The 19,312-nt window shown below is 36.9% G+C and carries 10 protein-coding genes; 2 read left to right on the top strand and 8 right to left on the bottom strand.

Annotation, left to right across the window (positions count from 1 at the left end):
- The first annotated feature begins 281 nt into the window (after positions 1 to 281).
- The gene (locus tag ACN1CD_RS19675; RefSeq protein WP_025145395.1) at positions 282 to 758 is read left to right on the top strand and encodes an Lrp/AsnC ligand binding domain-containing protein; all 477 of its coding nucleotides are present in this window, start codon (positions 282 to 284) and stop codon (positions 756 to 758) included.
- A 481-nt stretch (positions 759 to 1,239) separates the two neighbouring features.
- Here ACN1CD_RS19675 and feoB read toward each other — a convergent pair whose 3' ends face one another.
- The 6 genes from feoB to gcvH form a co-directional block, all read right to left on the bottom strand.
- On the bottom strand, positions 1,240 to 3,348 hold the full coding sequence (feoB, locus tag ACN1CD_RS19670; RefSeq protein WP_419132123.1) for a ferrous iron transport protein B: 2,109 nt from the start codon (positions 3,346 to 3,348) through the stop codon (positions 1,240 to 1,242).
- Between the two features lie 6 nt (positions 3,349 to 3,354).
- Positions 3,355 to 3,573: a FeoA family protein gene (locus ACN1CD_RS19665; protein ID WP_419132122.1), complete on the bottom strand. Its 219-nt coding sequence runs from the start codon at positions 3,571 to 3,573 to the stop codon at positions 3,355 to 3,357.
- Positions 3,574 to 3,738: 165 nt separating this feature from the next.
- Positions 3,739 to 6,498: an outer membrane beta-barrel protein gene (locus tag ACN1CD_RS19660; protein ID WP_419132121.1), complete on the bottom strand. Its 2,760-nt coding sequence runs from the start codon at positions 6,496 to 6,498 to the stop codon at positions 3,739 to 3,741.
- 165 nt (positions 6,499 to 6,663) lie between these two features.
- Positions 6,664 to 9,480, bottom strand: coding sequence for an outer membrane beta-barrel family protein (locus ACN1CD_RS19655; protein WP_419132120.1), 2,817 nt, complete (start codon positions 9,478 to 9,480; stop codon positions 6,664 to 6,666).
- 257 nt (positions 9,481 to 9,737) lie between these two features.
- Positions 9,738 to 10,175 carry a VanZ family protein gene (locus ACN1CD_RS19650; RefSeq protein ID WP_419132119.1) on the bottom strand — a complete coding sequence of 146 codons (438 nt, stop codon included), beginning with the start codon at positions 10,173 to 10,175 and terminating at the stop codon, positions 9,738 to 9,740.
- Complete coding sequence (gcvH, locus tag ACN1CD_RS19645) at positions 10,147 to 10,527, bottom strand: glycine cleavage system protein GcvH (protein ID WP_419132118.1); 381 nt, start codon at positions 10,525 to 10,527, stop codon at positions 10,147 to 10,149. Before gcvH ends, ACN1CD_RS19650 begins: the two co-directional genes overlap by 29 nt.
- A 243-nt stretch (positions 10,528 to 10,770) precedes the next feature.
- Between gcvH and ACN1CD_RS19640 the strand changes: the two genes are divergently transcribed.
- On the top strand, positions 10,771 to 11,655 hold the full coding sequence (locus ACN1CD_RS19640) for a hypothetical protein (protein WP_419132117.1): 885 nt from the start codon (positions 10,771 to 10,773) through the stop codon (positions 11,653 to 11,655).
- 217 nt (positions 11,656 to 11,872) lie between these two features.
- On the opposite strand, the gene ACN1CD_RS19635 is transcribed toward ACN1CD_RS19640, so the two are convergent.
- Together ACN1CD_RS19635 and sprA are read right to left on the bottom strand one after the other, a co-directional pair.
- Complete coding sequence (locus ACN1CD_RS19635; protein WP_419132116.1) at positions 11,873 to 12,043, bottom strand: hypothetical protein; 171 nt, start codon at positions 12,041 to 12,043, stop codon at positions 11,873 to 11,875.
- An 89-nt stretch (positions 12,044 to 12,132) separates the two neighbouring features.
- A complete protein-coding gene (sprA, locus tag ACN1CD_RS19630) occupies positions 12,133 to 19,311 on the bottom strand; it encodes a cell surface protein SprA (RefSeq protein ID WP_419132115.1) in 7,179 nt (2,392 codons plus the stop codon).
- Between the last annotated feature and the right edge of the window lies 1 nt (position 19,312).

Here is a 19,312-nt window from a genome sequence, read left to right as displayed (position 1 = left end):
CTTTGGACTAAATCGCTGTAGGGGAAGGAATCGAACCTCCAAGGAGTGGTTAGCCATTGCTGGTATTCCCATTATTCTCCGCCACCGAGACAAGGAGGTGTGTCTGCCTGTTTCACCACCCTACAGTATGTTTAGCAATTGGTTAAAGAACGTTCCTTTTTGTTAATTGCTTGATACAAATGTAACGGAACATCTAATACCTTGCAAATATTTTAAACATTTAATTTTATTTTTATAATATTGATAAATATTTGTAAATTCGCTTATCAAAATTTAAAAATATGCTCAAAAAAGACAATTCCAATTTAGAAATTGACAACCTCGATATTGATATATTGAAGCAGTTAATGCAGGATGCTACTAAACCATATACCGAAATTGCAAAAGACCTCATCGTTTCTGGCGGTACAATACACGTTAGAATGAAGAAATTGCAGGAAATGGGGATCATTAAAGGTTCACACCTGATCATTGATCCGCAGAAAGCTGGTTACGATATTTGCGCTTTTTTAGGCATTTACCTGGAAAAAGGGATTCAATATAAAGATGCTGTTGCCCAACTTAGTAAAATTAAAGAAGTAGTAGAACTACACTATACTACCGGTGCATATAGCATGTTTGCCAAAATAATTTGCAGAGATACCAACCATTTACGCCATGTGCTCAACGAAGAAATTCAGGCCGTTAATGGTATTCAACGTACTGAGACTTTAATCTCTTTAGAGGAAAGTATTAAAAGACAGATTGAGTTGGGGTAAGCTTAGTCAGGAGTCTTTAGTCGGGAGTCTCTGGGCGATTGTTTTAAGTTGAAAGTTGTAGGTTGAAAGTTATAAGTTGAACATTGTGAGTTGTAACTTATAGGTTATAAGTTCAAATAGCATAAAAAAAACAGGTGAGAATTCTAGTACGAACAAAATCGCACATTTTATTTTAGCCTTTTGTCTTGATACCTGATACTTACTACTTGATACTATCGATTAGTTATAAGTTGAAATAGCATAAAAAATAACAGGTGAGAATTCTAGCACGAAAAAAACCGCACGTGTTATTTAGTTATTGTCTTGATATCTGATACTTACTACTTGATACTATCGTTTAATTGTAAGTTCTAATGCATAATAAATCATGAGTGTGAAGTTTAGCAAGAACAAAAACCGCACGTTTTATTTTAGCCTTTTGTCTTGATACCTGATACTTACTACTTAATACCTGTTATTTAATACTTACTACCCGCTACCCCTACTTCAGCACCTGATAGGCAATCAATGCAGCAAAATAAGCCATGGCGGTCATGTAAGCCAACTGAATCACAGGCCATTTCCAGCCTTTTGTTTCACGGTATACAATTGCAACAGTACTCATGCACTGCATTGCGAATGCGTAAAACAACATTAGTGAAATGCCTGTAGCAAAGGTGTAAACAGGTAAACCTGTGCGGCTGTTTACGGAAGCAGACATGCGCGCACTAATCGTAGAGGTATCTTCATCTCCGCCATCTACGCTATAGATCGTTGCCATTGTACCTACAAAAGCCTCACGTGCTGCAAAAGAAGTAATTAAACCAATACCAATCTTCCAGTCGTAACCAAGCGGACGAATAGCTGGCTCAATCCAATGCCCTAAAATACCAACGTAGGAATTTTCCAGCTTTTCCGTTGCGATAAGTGTTTTAACATGATTGGTATTTTTTGTGGTATCTGTAAGAGCTGATTCATATTTCTTATCAATCTGATCAAAGCGGTTACCCGGACCAAAGGTTGCCATTACCCACAAAATAATAGAAATGGCAATGATCACCTTACCTGCTTCAAAAACAAAAGTTTTTGATTTTTCGTACATCGTATAAAGCACATTTTTCCATCTTGGCATACGGTAGATTGGCAACTCCATGATAAAATACGCCCGCTCTTTGGTTTTAATGATGAACTTCATGATCCAGGCCACTAATACCGCAGCGATGACTCCCACCAGGTACATCACCATTAAAGCCAACCCCTGCATGTTAAAAATTCCAAATATGTTTTCCGAAGGAATAATAAGCGAAATGATTAAAATATAAACCGGAAGTCTGGCAGAGCAACTTACTAAAGGCGTAACCATTATCGTAATCATCCTGTCTTTCCAGTTTTCGATATTTCTGGCTGCCATGATTGAAGGTACAGCACAAGCTAAACCACCAATCATAGGCACTACCGATTTTCCATTCAAGCCAACTTTGCTCATGATTTTATCCATCATGAAGGTTACTCTTGACATGTAACCCGTATCTTCCAAAATTGAAATAAAAGCAAATAAAATGGCAATTTGAGGAATGAATACGAAGATTCCACCCAGTCCGGCGATAATACCGTCGAGAATTAAATTGGTAAGCATCCCTTCAGGTAAATATTGATGACCAAATTCTGTAATAAAACCAAAGCCTGCTTCTATCCATTCCATTGGGTAAGAAGACCAGGCAAAAATAGCATTGAAGATAACAAATAAGATTAATATGAAGATAGCAAATCCCCAGATTTTGTGTGTTAATATCGAATCAAGTTTATCACTGAAAGTGAATTTTTTAGCAACTCCTTCATCGGTAACAACATCAGCCAAAATTGAACTCAGATACTTATAACGTACAATAGTCTCTGCAGCCTGTGTTTTAGAAGATTCAAACTGATGTGATTGTTCTATCGCTTCGATTTCTTCCTGTTCTTTTTCAGAAAAGAATTTAAGGTATTCATGCTGATGCAATACCTGCAAGGCATAATAATCATTATCAGAATTTAATTTTGATTTAATGGCATTAATCGCTGCTGGTGCCAGGATATTCACGTCCACATCCTGAAACTGAGTGGCAATTTTGGTGGTATTGGTAATCGCGTATTTTAGCTTATCAATACCAATGTTATTCCGTGCAGAAATAGAAACAACCTGCACGCCTAGTTTTTGAGCAAGTTTATCTAAATTAATATTTATTCCCTGTTTTTCAGAAAGATCGACCATGTTCAAAGCCAGCACCATCGGGATTCCTAAATCTGCAACCTGCGAATAAAGCAACATGTTACGTTTTAGGTTTGATGCATCAACCACCAGTACAATTATGTCAGGATAGCTATTGTTTTTTGCATCAGCTAAAACCTGAAAAACAATACTCTCATCAGCACTTTTTGGATACAGACTATACGTTCCGGGCAAATCAATCACTTCCGCACCCTTGCCATCAGCAAGCTTCATAAAACCCGTTTTCTTATCTACCGTAATTCCCGGGAAATTTCCAATTTTTTGATTTAACCCTGTTAAACGATTAAATAGAGTAGATTTACCTGTATTGGGATTACCAACTAACGCAACTTTAATATCCAAACCAGCTTATTTATTGATGATAATGACATCGGCTTCGCTTTTACGTAAGCAAAGCTGATAACCAGCAACACGAATGGCCATTGGGTCGCCAAGCGGAGCAAAACGCTCAACCTCAACAACTTCTCCTGGCAAACAACCCATTTCCATCAACTTTACAGAAAGATCAAGGTCTGTAAATGCAATGATCGTTCCTTTTTCGCCAACTTTTAAATTTGAAAGTTTCATCTGTATTTATATTTTATGCTCAGATGGAGCCGCCACGATTAAAATATTATCTCAATCTCTTCGGGTTCATGTGCTAAATCTCGCGCAAGTTAGCCTTTCTTTAGATTTATTCCAAATAGAAGACTAGCATCCTGATATTGAAAATCAGGTATGACCAAGCCATGATTAATTTCTTGCCCTTCCTCCCCCAAAACCTTCGCCACCACGGTTTCGCCCTTCGCCTTTTTCACTAATCCGGTTTTTACCACCCATTCTATTTAGAGAATACGTAAATGAGAACATAAAGTAGCGTTGCAGCACATTGTAGCGCTCATCCCGTATGGTATTGTTATTTGCTGTTCTGCTAATGCCTTGGTTTTCGTTCAATAAATCATTCACAGCCGCTTTAAAAGTTCCGCGGTTTTTGAAAAACTGTTTACTGAGATAAGAATTCACTAAAGTAAAGTGGGTATCGAAAGCCTCTCCCCTTCCGGTATTCTGATTATAATCTGCATCAATTGCCCAACGAATCTCGCCGGGGAACAAATAGCTCACACTAATATTTGGACTAAAAGTGTAAAAGCGGGTATTGGAATTTGGTTGTATCGAATAGGTAGCCCGATTAACAGATCCATTTATACCGGCCGTTAAATCTAACCGATCAAGATTGGAAACCAAACGATATCCATTACTCAACACCCAGCTATTGGTAATATTTTTTAGTGAATTGGTAAAGTTCACATCCCTGTTATAATTGCCACCAACATTAATATGAAAATTTAGTTTATTTCCGGTCATTAACGGTAAACTGATTGATGAGTTTACAGAACCTGCATAAACACCGTTTACGTTTACGGGAAGAATGGCTAATTTCCCTTGGTCTGGCCCGTTGGCAATTAAACTACTGCTATTGGCAATTTTATTTGAAGTTTGCGTGAGGTTAACATTAATAAACAGAGATCTGTTCTTACCAACCGTAAAAGTATTGAATGCCAGTCGCAGGTTATTATTAAATTCGGGCTTTAAATCAGGATTTCCGACCGGAATATTCTGCGTATTGGTATTGTTCGGGATAGGCTGTAACTGTTGTATTGTTGGTTGATTGGTCGTACCACGATAATTGACTACAAATCGCTTACTATTACTGAAGTTATACCTAAACATTGCTGATGGGGTGTAATTGAAAACACTTTGCTTCAGGATAAATCCCCGGGTAATATTATTATTGGTTCTATCTGTATTTTGAACAGCCATTCCTATATTCCAATTGTATTTCTTCCCGTTTTTATTAAAGCTGAAACCTGCGGTATTAATGAGGATGGTGTTTTCATAAGCGTTACTAAAAGTGGTATCGAGTAAATCATATTGCAGGGTTGCCGGATTAAAATCGTAAGTAAACCGATCAGACTTGTTGTGATTATAGCCATTTTGATAATTAAATTCCAGGCTTAAAGTTTTATCAAGTGGTTCTGTATACACTAGCCGTGTATTTTGATTAATCGACTCACTTTCCTGATCATTCAATTGATCGGTTATTTTTTGTGTAGTTACGCCACCTTCCACTCGGGCTTCATCATTCCGGTTGTAATTATCAGCATCATTATTATTAATATTGGTGCTTAAATTTAGGGAGAGTGTCCTTCCCCGTTTCATAAACTTTCTTCGAAAAAGAATATTGTTACTGATGGATGGAGATGTATTGTTATTACTTAAATTCTGGGTACCGTTAATGGTATAGGTATTATAATCCCTGGTGTATATACTGCTATTTAGGCCTCCATTGTTGGTGTAACTTAAATTTGGCTGAATCCGTAACGATGTCAATGAATCCAGTTTCGTATCCACTATAAAATTCAGCCGATGGTTTAAACGGTCTGCATTGTTAGTTTGATCGTTATTGAAAATGGTGGTCACATCACCCAGTAGATTTTGTGTAACACTATTTCTTAGAATTAAGTTATCAGATTTATTAACAAAGTAATTTAAGCTTATCTCTGTTTGATCTGCATACGTATCGTTAAAGTTGAACCCCGCAGCATTGGTTTCGGTAATTCCTCCCCTGCCGCCGTTGCCTCCTCCGTTTCCACCGCCTAAACCTCCTCCAAAATTCTGTTTATTTACATTATTAAACTGAGCAATAACACTAAGTTTTCTATCCTGATTGAAGTGGTTAATATTGGCATTAACATCATATCTTTTATCGGAGCCATAACCAGCAGTTGTATTGCCGAAGTAGCCATTTTTTTTATCTTTTCTGGTGGTGATATTGATGATTTTAGTTCTGGAACCATCATCTATGCCTGTAAACTGCGCCTGATCTGAGAGTTCATCAATGATCTGAATTTTATCAATCATATCTGCCGGCAGATTTTTTGTGGCCAACAGCGGATCATTACTAAAAAATTCTTTCCCATCTACCCTAATCTTGGTGATCGTTTCCCCTTGCGCCTTTATTGTTCCGGCTTTATCAACCTCTACCCCAGGGAGCTTCTTAAGTAAATCTTCTACCACAGCATTCTCTACTACCTTAAAAGAATTGGCATTAAATTCTAAGGTATCTTGCTTTACCACAATTGGTGGTATATCTGCTTTGATTTCTACAGTCTGTAAATCTATCACCCCACCTTCTAAAATTAGATCGCCAATATTTACTTCAGGCTTTTCTGCTGAAATAACAAAGTCTTTAGTGCTATTCTTTAATCCGAGAAAGGCGGCATACAACCGATAGGAACCCGGCTTGAGTCCTCTAAAACTGAACACCCCATCTTCACTGGTATTCATTGCGCCAATAGTAGTCGAATCTGCAAGATTCTTTATGGCGATAGAGGCGTAATCAATGGGTTTATTATCTTTCGATTGAATAACACGACCGCTAACAGAACCGGTTTTCTGGGCATAAGTAATGGCGCATGAAAAAAGAAGGAGCAGCGTAAAAAGATGTTTCATTCGGTTAGTTTTCTGAGTTTAAACTTAAAGACTCTTCCGCACTTTAATGGTTTATTTGGATCAGGTAACAAATGAAATACATAAACGTTACCTAAACAGTTATTAATCTTTAATAAATGAAAAAGGCCCGTATCAAACGAGCCTTTAAAAGTAAAATCAGTAATACTACATCCTCATGCGTTGTCCCCCGCCCTGACCTGGCGTAGGCATCTGCATATCTCCACTCATATTCCTTCCACCAATTCTGGTAAGTGAATAAGTGAAAGAGAACATATAGTATCTTTTCAATACGTTATAACTTAAATCGGTAATGGTATTATCCGTAGCTGTTCTGCTGATTCCCTGATTTTGGTTGAAAGCATCATTCACTGCAATTTTGAAAGTTCCTCTGTTTTTGAAAAACTGACGGCTGATGTACGAATTTACCAATGTGAACTGGGTATTGAAGCCTTCTCCCCTTCCGGTATTTTTAATATAATCTAAATCTACCGCTAGGCGGATATTACCTGGAAATACATAGCTTACATCAAAGCTTGGGTTCAAGGTGTAAAAATTAGTTGTGGCATTGGGTTGCGCTGAATAGGTTGCCCTGTTGTAGGTCCCAGAGATTCCGCCGGTTAAATCAAACTTATCAAAGTTGGTTACGAAATTATATCGATTAGTGATCCCGATTGAATTTGTCACATTTCTTACCAAATCATTTGGATTATCACTGCCTGTTGTGAAATTCACATTACGGTTATAATTTGCATTTAATGATGCATTTAATGTTAGCTTTCTTTCCGGTAAAATTGGTATACCAAGATTCACACTTCCATTTCCAGAATAAACACCATCAACGTTAACATATGTTGTTCTAATTTTACCAAAGTTTTCATCATTCCGGTCGGTGATCAGCTGACTGCTATTTCCAATGGCGTTAAAAGTTTGATTTAGGCTTAGGAAAGCGAAGAACATTCTACTTTTTGCAAAATCAAAGTTGTTATAGTTAATGTTCAAGGTATTGTTAAAAGCTGGCTTCAACCCAGGATTACCAATAAAAACACTTTGTGTATTGGTATTATCCGGAATAGGCTGGATCTGGCTGATACTTGGTTGTTGTGTATTTCCTCTGTATCGAATATTTAACCTTCTGGAGTTACTAAAATTGTACCTGAAATTTGCTGAAGGAGTTAAGTTAATGAAATTTTGCGTACGCACCAGTCCGGTAGTAAGATTAGAATTTACACGATTAGTTTGCTGCGCAGCTAAACCAATGTTCCAGTTATATTTCTTCTCATTAGTGGTATAGCTTACTCCGCCTGCATTGGTTAATGTTTGATTTTCGTAGGTATTGGTATAATCAAAATTAACTAAATCATATTGGCCGCTAGCTGAATTAAAGTCTAATACCTGTCGGCCCTGGTTATCATGACTATACCCATTCTGGTAATTAAATTCTAAACTGGTGGTTTTAGATAACGGTTCGGTATAAACTAACCTGGAAGTGTTGTTTATTGAGTTGGTATTTACCCTATTTAATTGATCCGTAAGGGTGTTCGTTACCACGCTATTGATCGTATTTGCTTCAGATATATAGTTGTAATTATCGGCGTCGTTATTATTTATCGATGTATTAACGTTAAGCGATAATGTTCTTCCCCTTCTTTTAAATTTCTTTCTAACCAATAAATTATTGGTAATATTTGGCGTAGAACTATCACTAATATAACGTTGTAAACCTGTTGTTTGAGATTCGAGCAAATTCCGGTCGTAGTTACTCAGGTTGGTAGCATCACTTTGTGTGTAAGATACATTTGGCTGAATTTTAATCGTTGTTGATGAATCCAGTTTGGTATCAATCATAAAATTAAACCTATGATTAATTCGATCGGTGTTGTTATCGGCATTGTTAGCTACGGTTGTAATGCTATTACCTAAAAAGTTCTGCGTAAAACTCTGTTGTTGATTAGCAACGTCAGATCTGTTAAAAAAGTAACTTCCCTGAATTTGGGTTCCATCTTTATAGGTATCTGCAAAGTTTATCCCGCCAGCGTTGGTATTGGTAATTCCGCCACTTCCGGCACCGCTTCCACCACCACCAAAGTTACCACGACCGCCTCCGCCAAAACCATTACCTGCGCCATTCCCCTGACCAAAATTTTGCTTATTTACATTGTTGAACTGACCAATTACGCTAAACTGCTGGTCGTTATCAAACTTATTTACATTAATGCTGGCATCATATCTATCCTGTGTTCCATATCCAACGGTACTATTTCCAAAATATCCTTTTTTCATTCCGGCTTTAGTGGTGATATTTAAGATTTTAGTTCTTGTACCATCATCCACTCCAGAAAATTGCGATTGCTCTGATTGCTCATCGATCACCTGAATTTTATCTACCATATCTGCCGGCAAATTTTTGGTTGCCAGCAATGGGTCTGTTCCAAAAAATTCTTTTCCATCAACTTTCACTTTGGTAATGGTTTCGCCCTGGGCTTTAATGCTTCCGTCTTTAGCTACTTCTACACCAGGGAGCTTTTTTAATACATCTTCTACAACAGCATTTTCTCGAACCTTGATGGTTTTTGCATCAAACTCCAATGTATCAGTTTTTACCACTACAGGAATGCTTGCAGTAACATTTACCGTATTTAGATCTACACCGTCATCAGTCATTGAAATTTCGCCCGCATTAACCGCTACTTTTGCTACTTCAACATCTTTTGTAGCTGTTTTTAAACCTAAAAACGCAGCATAAATACGATACTTGCCTGGGGCAATTGCTTTAAAATTAAATGTACCATCGGGTGCTGTCTGACCTGATGCTACCACGACAGAATCTTTTAGATTTCTGACGGCTATGGTTGCGAAATCTACTGGCTGCTTATCTTTTGCATTGATAATCTTACCGTTTATTGAACCCGAATTCTGCGCCTGAGCGATATAGCTACAAAAAATAAGAACAATGAAGATTGCCCTTTGAACGTTCCTTTTCATTAAAAAAATTTAGATGATATATACAAAACTAAGCTATCAGACTACGTGAATGCCCAAAGGTTTGTTATAGATTGTTAAATGATTGGTAACATTTTAAATACAGCAATTTGAGTGCAGCTGTAATATCATTTGAGGATGATAATATTTGTTACCGGTGTTGGGATGGATAACTTTTGTAATAAACTTTTGGGCAGTTGCAATCTTTTTTAAAGATGCTGCAACCACTTAATAATAAAGCTGCAATTACCAATGTCGAACTAATTATTTTTTTCATCGAAATTCAATTTATGGAGCAATATATAACTGAAAACGGCCATCAAGGCACCTAACATATCACTTCCAAGATCCCACCACTCTGCTGATCGATAGGTAAAAACCTTCCATTGCAATAGTTCAATACTTCCTCCAATAATTAAATTTATCAGAAGGATTTTAAAAATGGTTAAAGTTCTGAATCCGTAACTGTGCTGGTATTTTATTTTTCCGTAAAATAGAAACACAGTAAGTATAAAAAAGAATCCAAGATGGGTCATCTTATCGAAACCTACGAAGAAAAATCCGTCGCCCTCACTAGCTGGCAACTTGATATTACAAAGCACCAAAACGATCAGCGTCCAGAAGATGGCCCATTTTTGCCGTTTCAGTGCTTTGTACAAAATAATATAATTAAGCGCCAACCAATGCTTGGTAAGCATCAGCAGTTAATAAATATTCAATTTCTGCAAGCTCAGATAGTGATACTTTTACCATCCAGCCTTTTCCATAAGGATCAGAATTTACCAATTCTGGATTATCATTCAATTCTGCGTTAATTTCCAATACAGTACCTGTTACCGGCATAAATAAATCAGAAACCGTTTTTACAGCTTCCACAGTACCAAAAACTTCTTCTCTTGCAACCTCTTCGCCTACAGAATTGATATCAATATAAACAATATCACCCAATTCGCGTTGTGCGAAATCTGTAATGCCGATGAAAGCTTCGTTACCTTCAACCTTAACCCATTCGTGGTCTTTAGTGTATTTTAATTCTGATGGAAAGTTCATTATAATTAAAGTCTTGATTATAAATAATTTATGTTAGTTTTATTTTCAGCATTCTACATGCAATTGCAAAAATTAAATTTTTGTTCGTAAACTGTATGTATGTCTATGGGTCAAAAATACAATTTAGTTTAAGGATTAGCAACGGCGTAAAAATAATGTTTTAATATCATTATAACATAACACTAAATATAGAGTCTGCAAACATTTTGTCGATCTTACTCTATAATCAAAACAAAACTAATAATGGACAAAACACAATTTAATAAAACACAACGCCTTGTTAATAGAATACAAACGGGAAACTTTGATGATTTAGACGTTGATAATCTTTTGATTGCTATCCGAGAATCAGCGATAGAACCTCAATTTGATAAATTAAAAGAAATATGCAATTTTATAGCTCATCCTAATAGGGATAAGGGACTAATAAAAGATGGCATTACTCGGAGTTTTTATTTCATGCTTTTTTTCGAAAAATATATAACTCAAAAAGAAATCATTGACTTTGAACAATTTCCCATTTGGTTAAAATATCTGCTGGAGTTGCAACTAAGTTTGTATGAGGATAAAAACTTACCAATTTCACGGGAAAGATGTAAACAAGTGATTAATTCTATACCTAAAGTCCCAAAAAACTTAAGCCATTACAGTGCAGTAAAAATAACAAAAAACATTACAGATCTTGATAAGATTCTAAGGACTCTTACAAATTCACTATTTGCTCAGCCAGTCATTATACAGAAGAGTTTTATAGATGATTTAATTAATCTATTTAATAACATAAAAATCAAATTTAATGAGTCAATAATTAAACAACAAAGTGATAATATAATGAACTGTATCGCATATATGTTACATGGTAAAACGATAATTATATCTACTGATAGCGCTAGGCTCGTCCTTTTCAAAGAAGAAGATCAGATAAAAAAAATGGAATTAGTGTCTATATATGGGCAGGTTGAAGTATCTATGAGAGGAACAAGCCTAAATATCTTATTCTGCGTTATGCAAAGTGATTTAAAAGTTACAGATAGGTTTTCAAAAGAATTGTTAAAAAAAGCAATTCTTAATCCAGATGACGAAATATTACTAGAAAACTTTGTTCTTAACCTAAAATGTAACGATTAGCACCAGATTTTTAAAAATAGAAATATATTTTAATACAAAGAAGGGATATAATGATCGATTACGCTCGATAAGTGCGACATAGACTTTCAATAAGCCAATACCATTAATCACAACGTAGCTAATAATGCAATACAGCTCTTATAAGGATACAGAAGAAAGCAAAAGATAATCCCGATTTTAATTACACCGAATTCGGTATAATTAAAATCAGGATTATTTAACGCTTCCCACTCACCAAGATATTTATTGTGTGCTTGAGGCTTAGCCATTTTCCAATTACAATACTTTCATTTTGACTTTTAGCTATATCGGTTAATGAAATATAATCATTATCTCCTCTGGAATTATCAATGGTAATATCTTTACCTTCAATTATAATTTTACTCATGATTTAATTACGTGTTTATCAACTCAATTTCATAATACTAATTACAAAAAATAAAAGGTTGTATTTTACAGGTTACACCCTCACAAATCCTAATTCAACGTAAACCTTAAGCTAAAACCAAAATTGCTAAAAGAAGTATTAAACGTTTGTGATGTATAAGGTTTCGTGATATTTGAATCGTAAAAAAGCTTAACATTAAATTTCTGGTTCAATACATAATCTACACTCGGTCTCAAAGTGATGTTCTTCGCTCCTGAAGAAATTTCGGCTTCTTCTACATCGGCTCGGTAAATAACTGTTTTATTATCACGAATGGCCACATCCAGCTTGAAATCCATATTATTGTCCATTTTTAAACTTTTGAACCAACCGAATGGAAAACGGAATTTATTTGTTCGGTAACCCATTCCTAAAACCACATTGTTTTCTGATAGCTGAGCAAGCTGACTATTCGCTAAACTCAAACCCAACAAACGTGATCTGTTGAGCTCAAAAGTAGCACTCAGGTTATTTTTAAATCGAGTGTCTACACCAATTAATGGGGAGAAGTATTCTGATACAGTTACTTGTGCAAACTGGAACTCCGGCAGGAAGTTATTATTTGCATCACGGTTTACAGAGAAACCATTGCTTTCCTCGTACCTCAATAAAGAGTTGAAACCATTAATATTGTATGCAGAGCGATAACCATGCCTGATATCAATAGAGGAGAAGCGATCTGCAATAAAAGCAATTTTGGTTAATCCATTATAAGTTAAAGTCCAGTTTGGAAGTGGAATTCTTGGAAACGAATTCATACTCATTTTACCCGGATCTTTACCAGAATAGGCCGCCATAAATGCAGAGATAATCACATCCTGACTTTCTTTTCCATAACCATCTGAATAACCTCCTGCCTGACCAGCCGAGTTTGGATTCTGCGAACCTAACCTTCTGGAGATGATGATCCGGTTTGCCATAAATTGATTGAATAAAGAAGAGATCACACTAGAATTTTTCTCCTTAAATGCGGTACCCAAGGCAATGTATGATATGCTATAATCGCCAGTAGTAATAGCGCTTAAATTTTCAAAAGAAGCTACACTGGCCACATACCTATAATTTGACGAATAGTTTCTGGTTTGCGATTTGTTTGCCCTGATGGTAATTCTTAAATCACGGAAAGGTTCTATCTGTCCGGTAAATTGTAAGTCTTCGCGAAGCGTATTCACATATAATTGGGTTTGTAAAGTATCTGTGGTTAACCATCCATTATTTAGCGCCATATCTCTGATATCCCGCTGACTTCCGAAAGCAAAGCCTAAGCCAGGTGCACCAGTTACATTATCTATCCCAAAATATTTGGTTGTTGGCAGATATCCTGGTAAGAAAACACCCTTGGTTTGAACATAGTTTGCGCTAACATTTTTCACACTGGTTAATAGGTTTACAAAGAAGTTTTTAAGCTTATCTCCCGTTTCCTCGCTATTGCCTGCATTTCTAATGAAGCCAAATTTATTGTATAAAGTGGCCAGGTTTAAGGTTGGATTAACCTGAATGTTCCTGCTGTTTTGAACCGTGTTTCCTAAATTAATAGTGGGATCTAAAAGTGTAGATAAAGGCTCTGTTTGCCAGTTAAAGTTTGTTCCATATCTGGTTTTTACCGTTACCCAGTTAAAGCCAGGAATTTTATCTATTGGCAAGGTATAGGTTACATTCAGGTTATGGTTATAATCAGTAGTACGACCTAACTTTTTTAGGTTTTGCCAAACCGTATCTCGTTTCACGCCATCGATTCTTCCGTCTGGTTCATCAATAATAGAGTAATTAGTGGCATTAAAATCCAATTGCAATGAACGCGTTAAGTTCCATGCAATTCCATAGATTCTGCTCATTCTGAAGTTCTTATTGAAAGTTGTTCCGAACCCATTCTGAAATATTGGAATTGAATTATTCGGATCGTTATTTCTTAACGTATTTTCAGAATATAGGCGATCTACATCAATTCTAAAGTTGATGGCACTTGGGAAAATACTAAAGTTAAAATCCTTTAGTATGGCTAACATATTCGACTTAATAATCTTTTCGAAAGGTGCGTACGTTTTAGCCTCTTTCGCATAACTATATTGCAAGGATGCCCTGTAGGTATTCTGAATACTGCTTTGATTAATAAAATCTCTATGATCGTATTGCGTAAAAGCATAACTGGCTGCAAAATTTTCTATATCCCAAAGCCGAACTGGTTTGCTATTATTTGTTCTTTCTTTACGCACATTGGTAAAGTTGATTCCCCTACGTATGGTATAATCCTGAGCAAAATTTAATATCGAATCTTTTTCCGATTTGGTTGATCGATCCAAAGCATTTTTCAGTTCTATATCTGGCGTTCTTGGGTTGTACTGTGGCGTAGAAACCTGCTTAGAATAATTTACAAACATTGGTATTTTAACCCCAGATTTTTGTGGCAAAAATTTACCAAGCTCAACCGCAGAAGATACATCCAACAAAACATTATCGGCACGGTTACGTTCACTCACTTTAGAATCAATCGAACCAAAACCAATGGTGGATTTACTGCCTGAGATATTCACATCCGCAAAATCTGCTAGTTTTAAATTTAACCTGGCAGTGGCTGCCCAACCCCCTCTTTCATCAAACTCTGTTAACCTAAGTTCGTTAAACCATACCAGCACATCCTTTTCTGTTCCATCGTCGCTTTCAGATAGGTTGTTTCGTAGCGGATTTTTTACCCCAAGCATATACACCCTCACTTTACTCATATCCGGCTGCCCTTTCACGATAATTGTCCGGTCGCCATCTGTAAAGGTAAATGGCACATTAATTGGCCAAGGCTGTCCGTTTGCTTGTTTCGCCACATTACGGGCTAATTTTGCATTCTGGAACAAAGTGAGGTTGATATCCATTCTATTTGCCTCTGGCCAGATGGCATCAGGATCACTGGTACCTGGCGTAGTGATCTTCAAAGGCATTAAGTATTCATAATAATTTTCCAGATTATCTGTTCCAATTCTTAAAAATGCATTCAGGTCGCGGTCATTTAAAAGTTGATTATTAATCGCTTCGGCATGAACAAACATTTCTAAATGTTTGTAAGAACGGAAATCACTATAAGCGGTTTTAAACGCAGCTCTTCCATACCCATCACGAAGATTTTTTACGGTAACAGATAGCGATTGCTCGTTCAGTCGTGTATCTCCTCGATAATTGCTGAAATCGCGTTCACGAAGAATTCCTGGAGGTGTTACATAAGGAATCGGACTTCTTCTTCCATTTTCTTCAATGTTCACGGTTGAAACCTGAATGGTTGAATTATCTGGCGTTAGCGCAGGTAACGTTGGCTCTACAATTACCTGATCTGCCGTATTTTTAGTATTAAACTCTCTCCATTCTCCTCTTATTAATTGAAGTTTTGCAAAACGCATAATGGCTGTATCTGCAAAGTTTGTCATAAACATTCTGAAGAAACGGATCGATTTAAAATCCTGAATGTTACCTACTCTCTTCTCATACTGTGATATTGGAATCCTAAATTGATACCAGGTTACGGCTTGTGTATTTCCGTTTGCCAACCTCACTTGCGAGGTTACTTTATCAGTAATAAATTGTGTTTGACCTACATCCATTCCCGGCCTCATGGTTACTTTATACTGGTAATATTCATCGCTTTGGGTCATGTTATTATCGCGATTAATATCTTCACCATCCGGAAGTGAGGTTGATGCAGAATTTTCTATCCCCAACTCTGCCTGTGATTGCTGAGAAGTTTTAGAATTTCCTTCCGGGCCATTATATTTTTCGTAACGTTTTAAAATCCCGGCATTGATTTGATCCAGGGCTGGCCCTCTGAAATAGGAATAATTATCTGATGATGGATCCGCATCAATTTCCGCAGCAGCAGTGGTGTTTAATTGAGATTTAATTTGGTTAATGGCTGTAGCAAATTTATCTTTTTCATTTGCATCTGATAAACCATCTAAACCAACATCCTGGGCTCTTCTTGCATCGGGATCATTATCGAAAGCCTGAATTACCGGTTGTAATCTTGGAACACGCCCCCACGCAGTTTCTTCATACTTAGAGGCATCATTCGTGGCTGGCAGTCCGTTTTCAAGTGATTTTCTCCCGTCTTTTAAAATATCCTCAGAGATATTACCCAAATTGAAATAAATATCACCGCCCTGAGAGTTTCTGTTATAGATAAAAGGATCTAATACCCAGAATTCGATAAAACCAACATTCAATGCTTCAAAATCATTGGTTTCAATTTTACGTTGAAAACCACCCCAGCGCTGTCTTGGGTTTGTTAACTTTCCATCAGCCGAAAAACCTGTGGTTGAATAGTTGTAAGGTCCACGAACAGTTGGATAATAAGCAACATCCAGCGTGGTGATATTGAGCGCTTGTCCGGTAGCAGTTTCCTTAAATGGAAAAACTTCCTGTTCAATTACCTGCCTTACATAATGGTTAGAAAGCTCGTTTCTATTGTTCCTGATGTTGGTTGGCGTAGTGGTGGCATTAGAATTATAAAAAGTTGGATCGATATTGTAATATGCAATCCGCGCTCGGTTATAACCATAAGTAAGATCATCTACCAATTGAGATTCGGTAAAATCTTGTGGTGTTCCAGATAATTGCCAGGAAATTGCACTTTTTAGATCTATCACTGATCTTGATGCTTCAAAATCATCCAGGTAACTAACACCATTTTTACTTCCTGCGAAATTCAATGCCCGCGGATGGCCCGGAACCAATTGCGCAAACTCACCATAAAAGTTAACACTAGATGGCGCCTTGGTAGAAATGAATGGAAGTTTATCAACCAGTTTAGTTAAAAATCTGGAGGATGAACTATAATTAACATCGGCACCCCAAATGGTATTAGAAATTGGTTCCTCACCAAGATTAACTTTTTGAGTGAGGGGTTTTTCTGTTAGGTTCATAAACGTACCGCCCAGATTAAGCTTATTATTTAAGCGGTAATCTAAACGGGTTCCGAACAATGATCTTTGTTGCAAACCAAAAAGCTCATTATTTTCCGTAGTAATCCGAATGGGCTGACCTGAGGTTAACAACGCCTGATTAATGATGCTTACCCGACCACCTTGGTAATCTACTGTAAAATCTACACCTTCTTGTAAAGGCATTGTTCCTGCAAAAACCTTAACTGATCCTTCCGGAACATTAATTGCATTTAAGCTGAACTCTGAAGAAATTTCTGATTGGTAATGCCCTTTAATTACGTATCTGTTTTTATTTTGAAACAGCTGCTTTGCAATCAACTGTGTGGAATCATAAAGCGCAGTAAAAGTATATTTATCGATTAATGCCTGTTCGCTGGGTAAGAACTTGTTTGCAAGATCCTGGCCAAATGGTTCAACGATCGGAAATATAATCCGGCCGTTCGCAGGGTCAATTGTGATATATCCAGTATTGGTATTGTTAATTAAGGAAGCTAATCCGCTAAGTGATAAGTTGGATCCAAAGGTACTGTTGGAAGTTGAGCTGTTAGAAAAGTAAGATCCAAAAGCATTGTTCGAGGCTACAAAATCAAAGATTCCATCTGGCTTTTTTTCATTTTGCTGGTTCAGCCTGTCAAATTCGATTAAGGAAATCCATTGCCTGTTAGCTGTATTTTGTCCTTCCGTCATGATCGGTTTTTCTACCCCCGTTTCATTGTCGATTCTAAAGACATCCAGTTTGAAATTAAGTGGACTAATTTGATAACCGCCTATCGAATAAATATTTTTCATCATCAAATCCCAGGTTGGAAGATTGATTTTGGTCGTTTCGTTTTTTAACAGTTTCGCATAAAGTACTTTTGGGTTTACGGCATCGAAAGATATATCTGTAGAGAATTCACCCACCTGATATTCGACTCCGTTATACGTGTAACGGTAGGCTACTGCTAAAACCTCATCCGCATTGAGTGGGTTGTTCAGGGAAATATAGCCCAATTGAGGCTGAAAGGTAAACTCACGTTCGGTTAATTTCCTTGCATAGGTAAGTTTCGCATATTGATCTGTGGCGCCATTGGCCTGAAAAAAAGATATAATCGAATTGGAATTCGTAAACCTGGCATCTGCTGGTAAACTTGATAATAAATTATTCGACTGTTGTGGAAATCCTGTTGCTGTTGTACCTGCAGGAAGTGCCGAGCCGCCACCAGCTATTGCACCTGGATTAAAAGGCTGATTTTCACCCAAATTCAAGAAACCCAGGATATCTCTCGAATCTGTAGTATTTCCGGCTTTATTGGTGATCCATACCTCGATTTTTGTAACCTGAATAGGTGAGGTGATGATGGGTGCATTGGCTAAATGCTTATTATAGTTATTTCGGAAATATTGAGCCAGAAAATAGTGCTTATTAGCTTCATAATTATCAGCTGAGAGAGAAAATTCATTTTGTTGTGCACCATTGGTGATGCGCAGCTCTCTTGACTCTGATTTCTGTTGGGTATAAACACTGGTTACATTCAGTTTCCCGAATTGCAATTGAGTCTTAATCCCGAACAATGCCTGGGTACCTGTAATTAAACTGGTATTTAAGGGCAAACTCACATTACCTGCCTCTATTTTTTTGATAATATCATCTGCACCGCCTGTATAATCTAATTTAATCTGGTTCTCAAAATCAAACTGTGCTTCTGTATTATAATTACTTTTTATTTTAAGCTTCGTACCAATATTACCCACCAAATCCATTTGAATTCTTTGATTGAAATCAAAATTAGTTTGCACCCTTTGCCGCTCATTAAATAAAGGATTTTCATTTTTATTTCTACGGCCTAAAAAGGTAAGCTCTGCCTCGCCGCGGGGTTGAATATCGATGGTTGTTCCACCAAAAAGTTTCTCGAATGCTTTGCTGTTGATCTGAATTTTTGGAATAATTCCTGTACTTCTATAATCGCCAACTTCTGTATTCGAAATACTCCGCCAGTTGCCACGTTTTACTTCACTATTTACCAATCGCGAATACTCATCGATAGTTAGATATTGGGTTTGCGTAACATATTTATCGCCGATTAATTCCTTTATGATGTATCGTTTATTTTTTGCATCATACTCCACCACCTGCCTGACATTGTTGGGCAGCGGATAAAACGGACTACGTAAAGGACTGATACCCAGAAGCTGTTTTTCCTTTAAACCGAAGGTATTTTTTGACAAAGCGGTATCTGCTTTGCTCTGAACAACTTGTGAGAAGGCATTTTTGGGAGCAATCAAGAAAAGTGGGATGAGAAATAGGAGTGTAGATATTCTCTTCAAA

Origin of the sequence: Pedobacter sp. N23S346 (assembly GCF_048515415.1) — a bacterium.
In the GTDB taxonomy this organism is placed as follows: Bacteria; Bacteroidota; Bacteroidia; order Sphingobacteriales; family Sphingobacteriaceae; genus Pedobacter.
The sequence above is the reverse complement of the archived record's forward strand: the minus strand, read 5'-3'. Positions and strand labels throughout refer to the sequence as shown.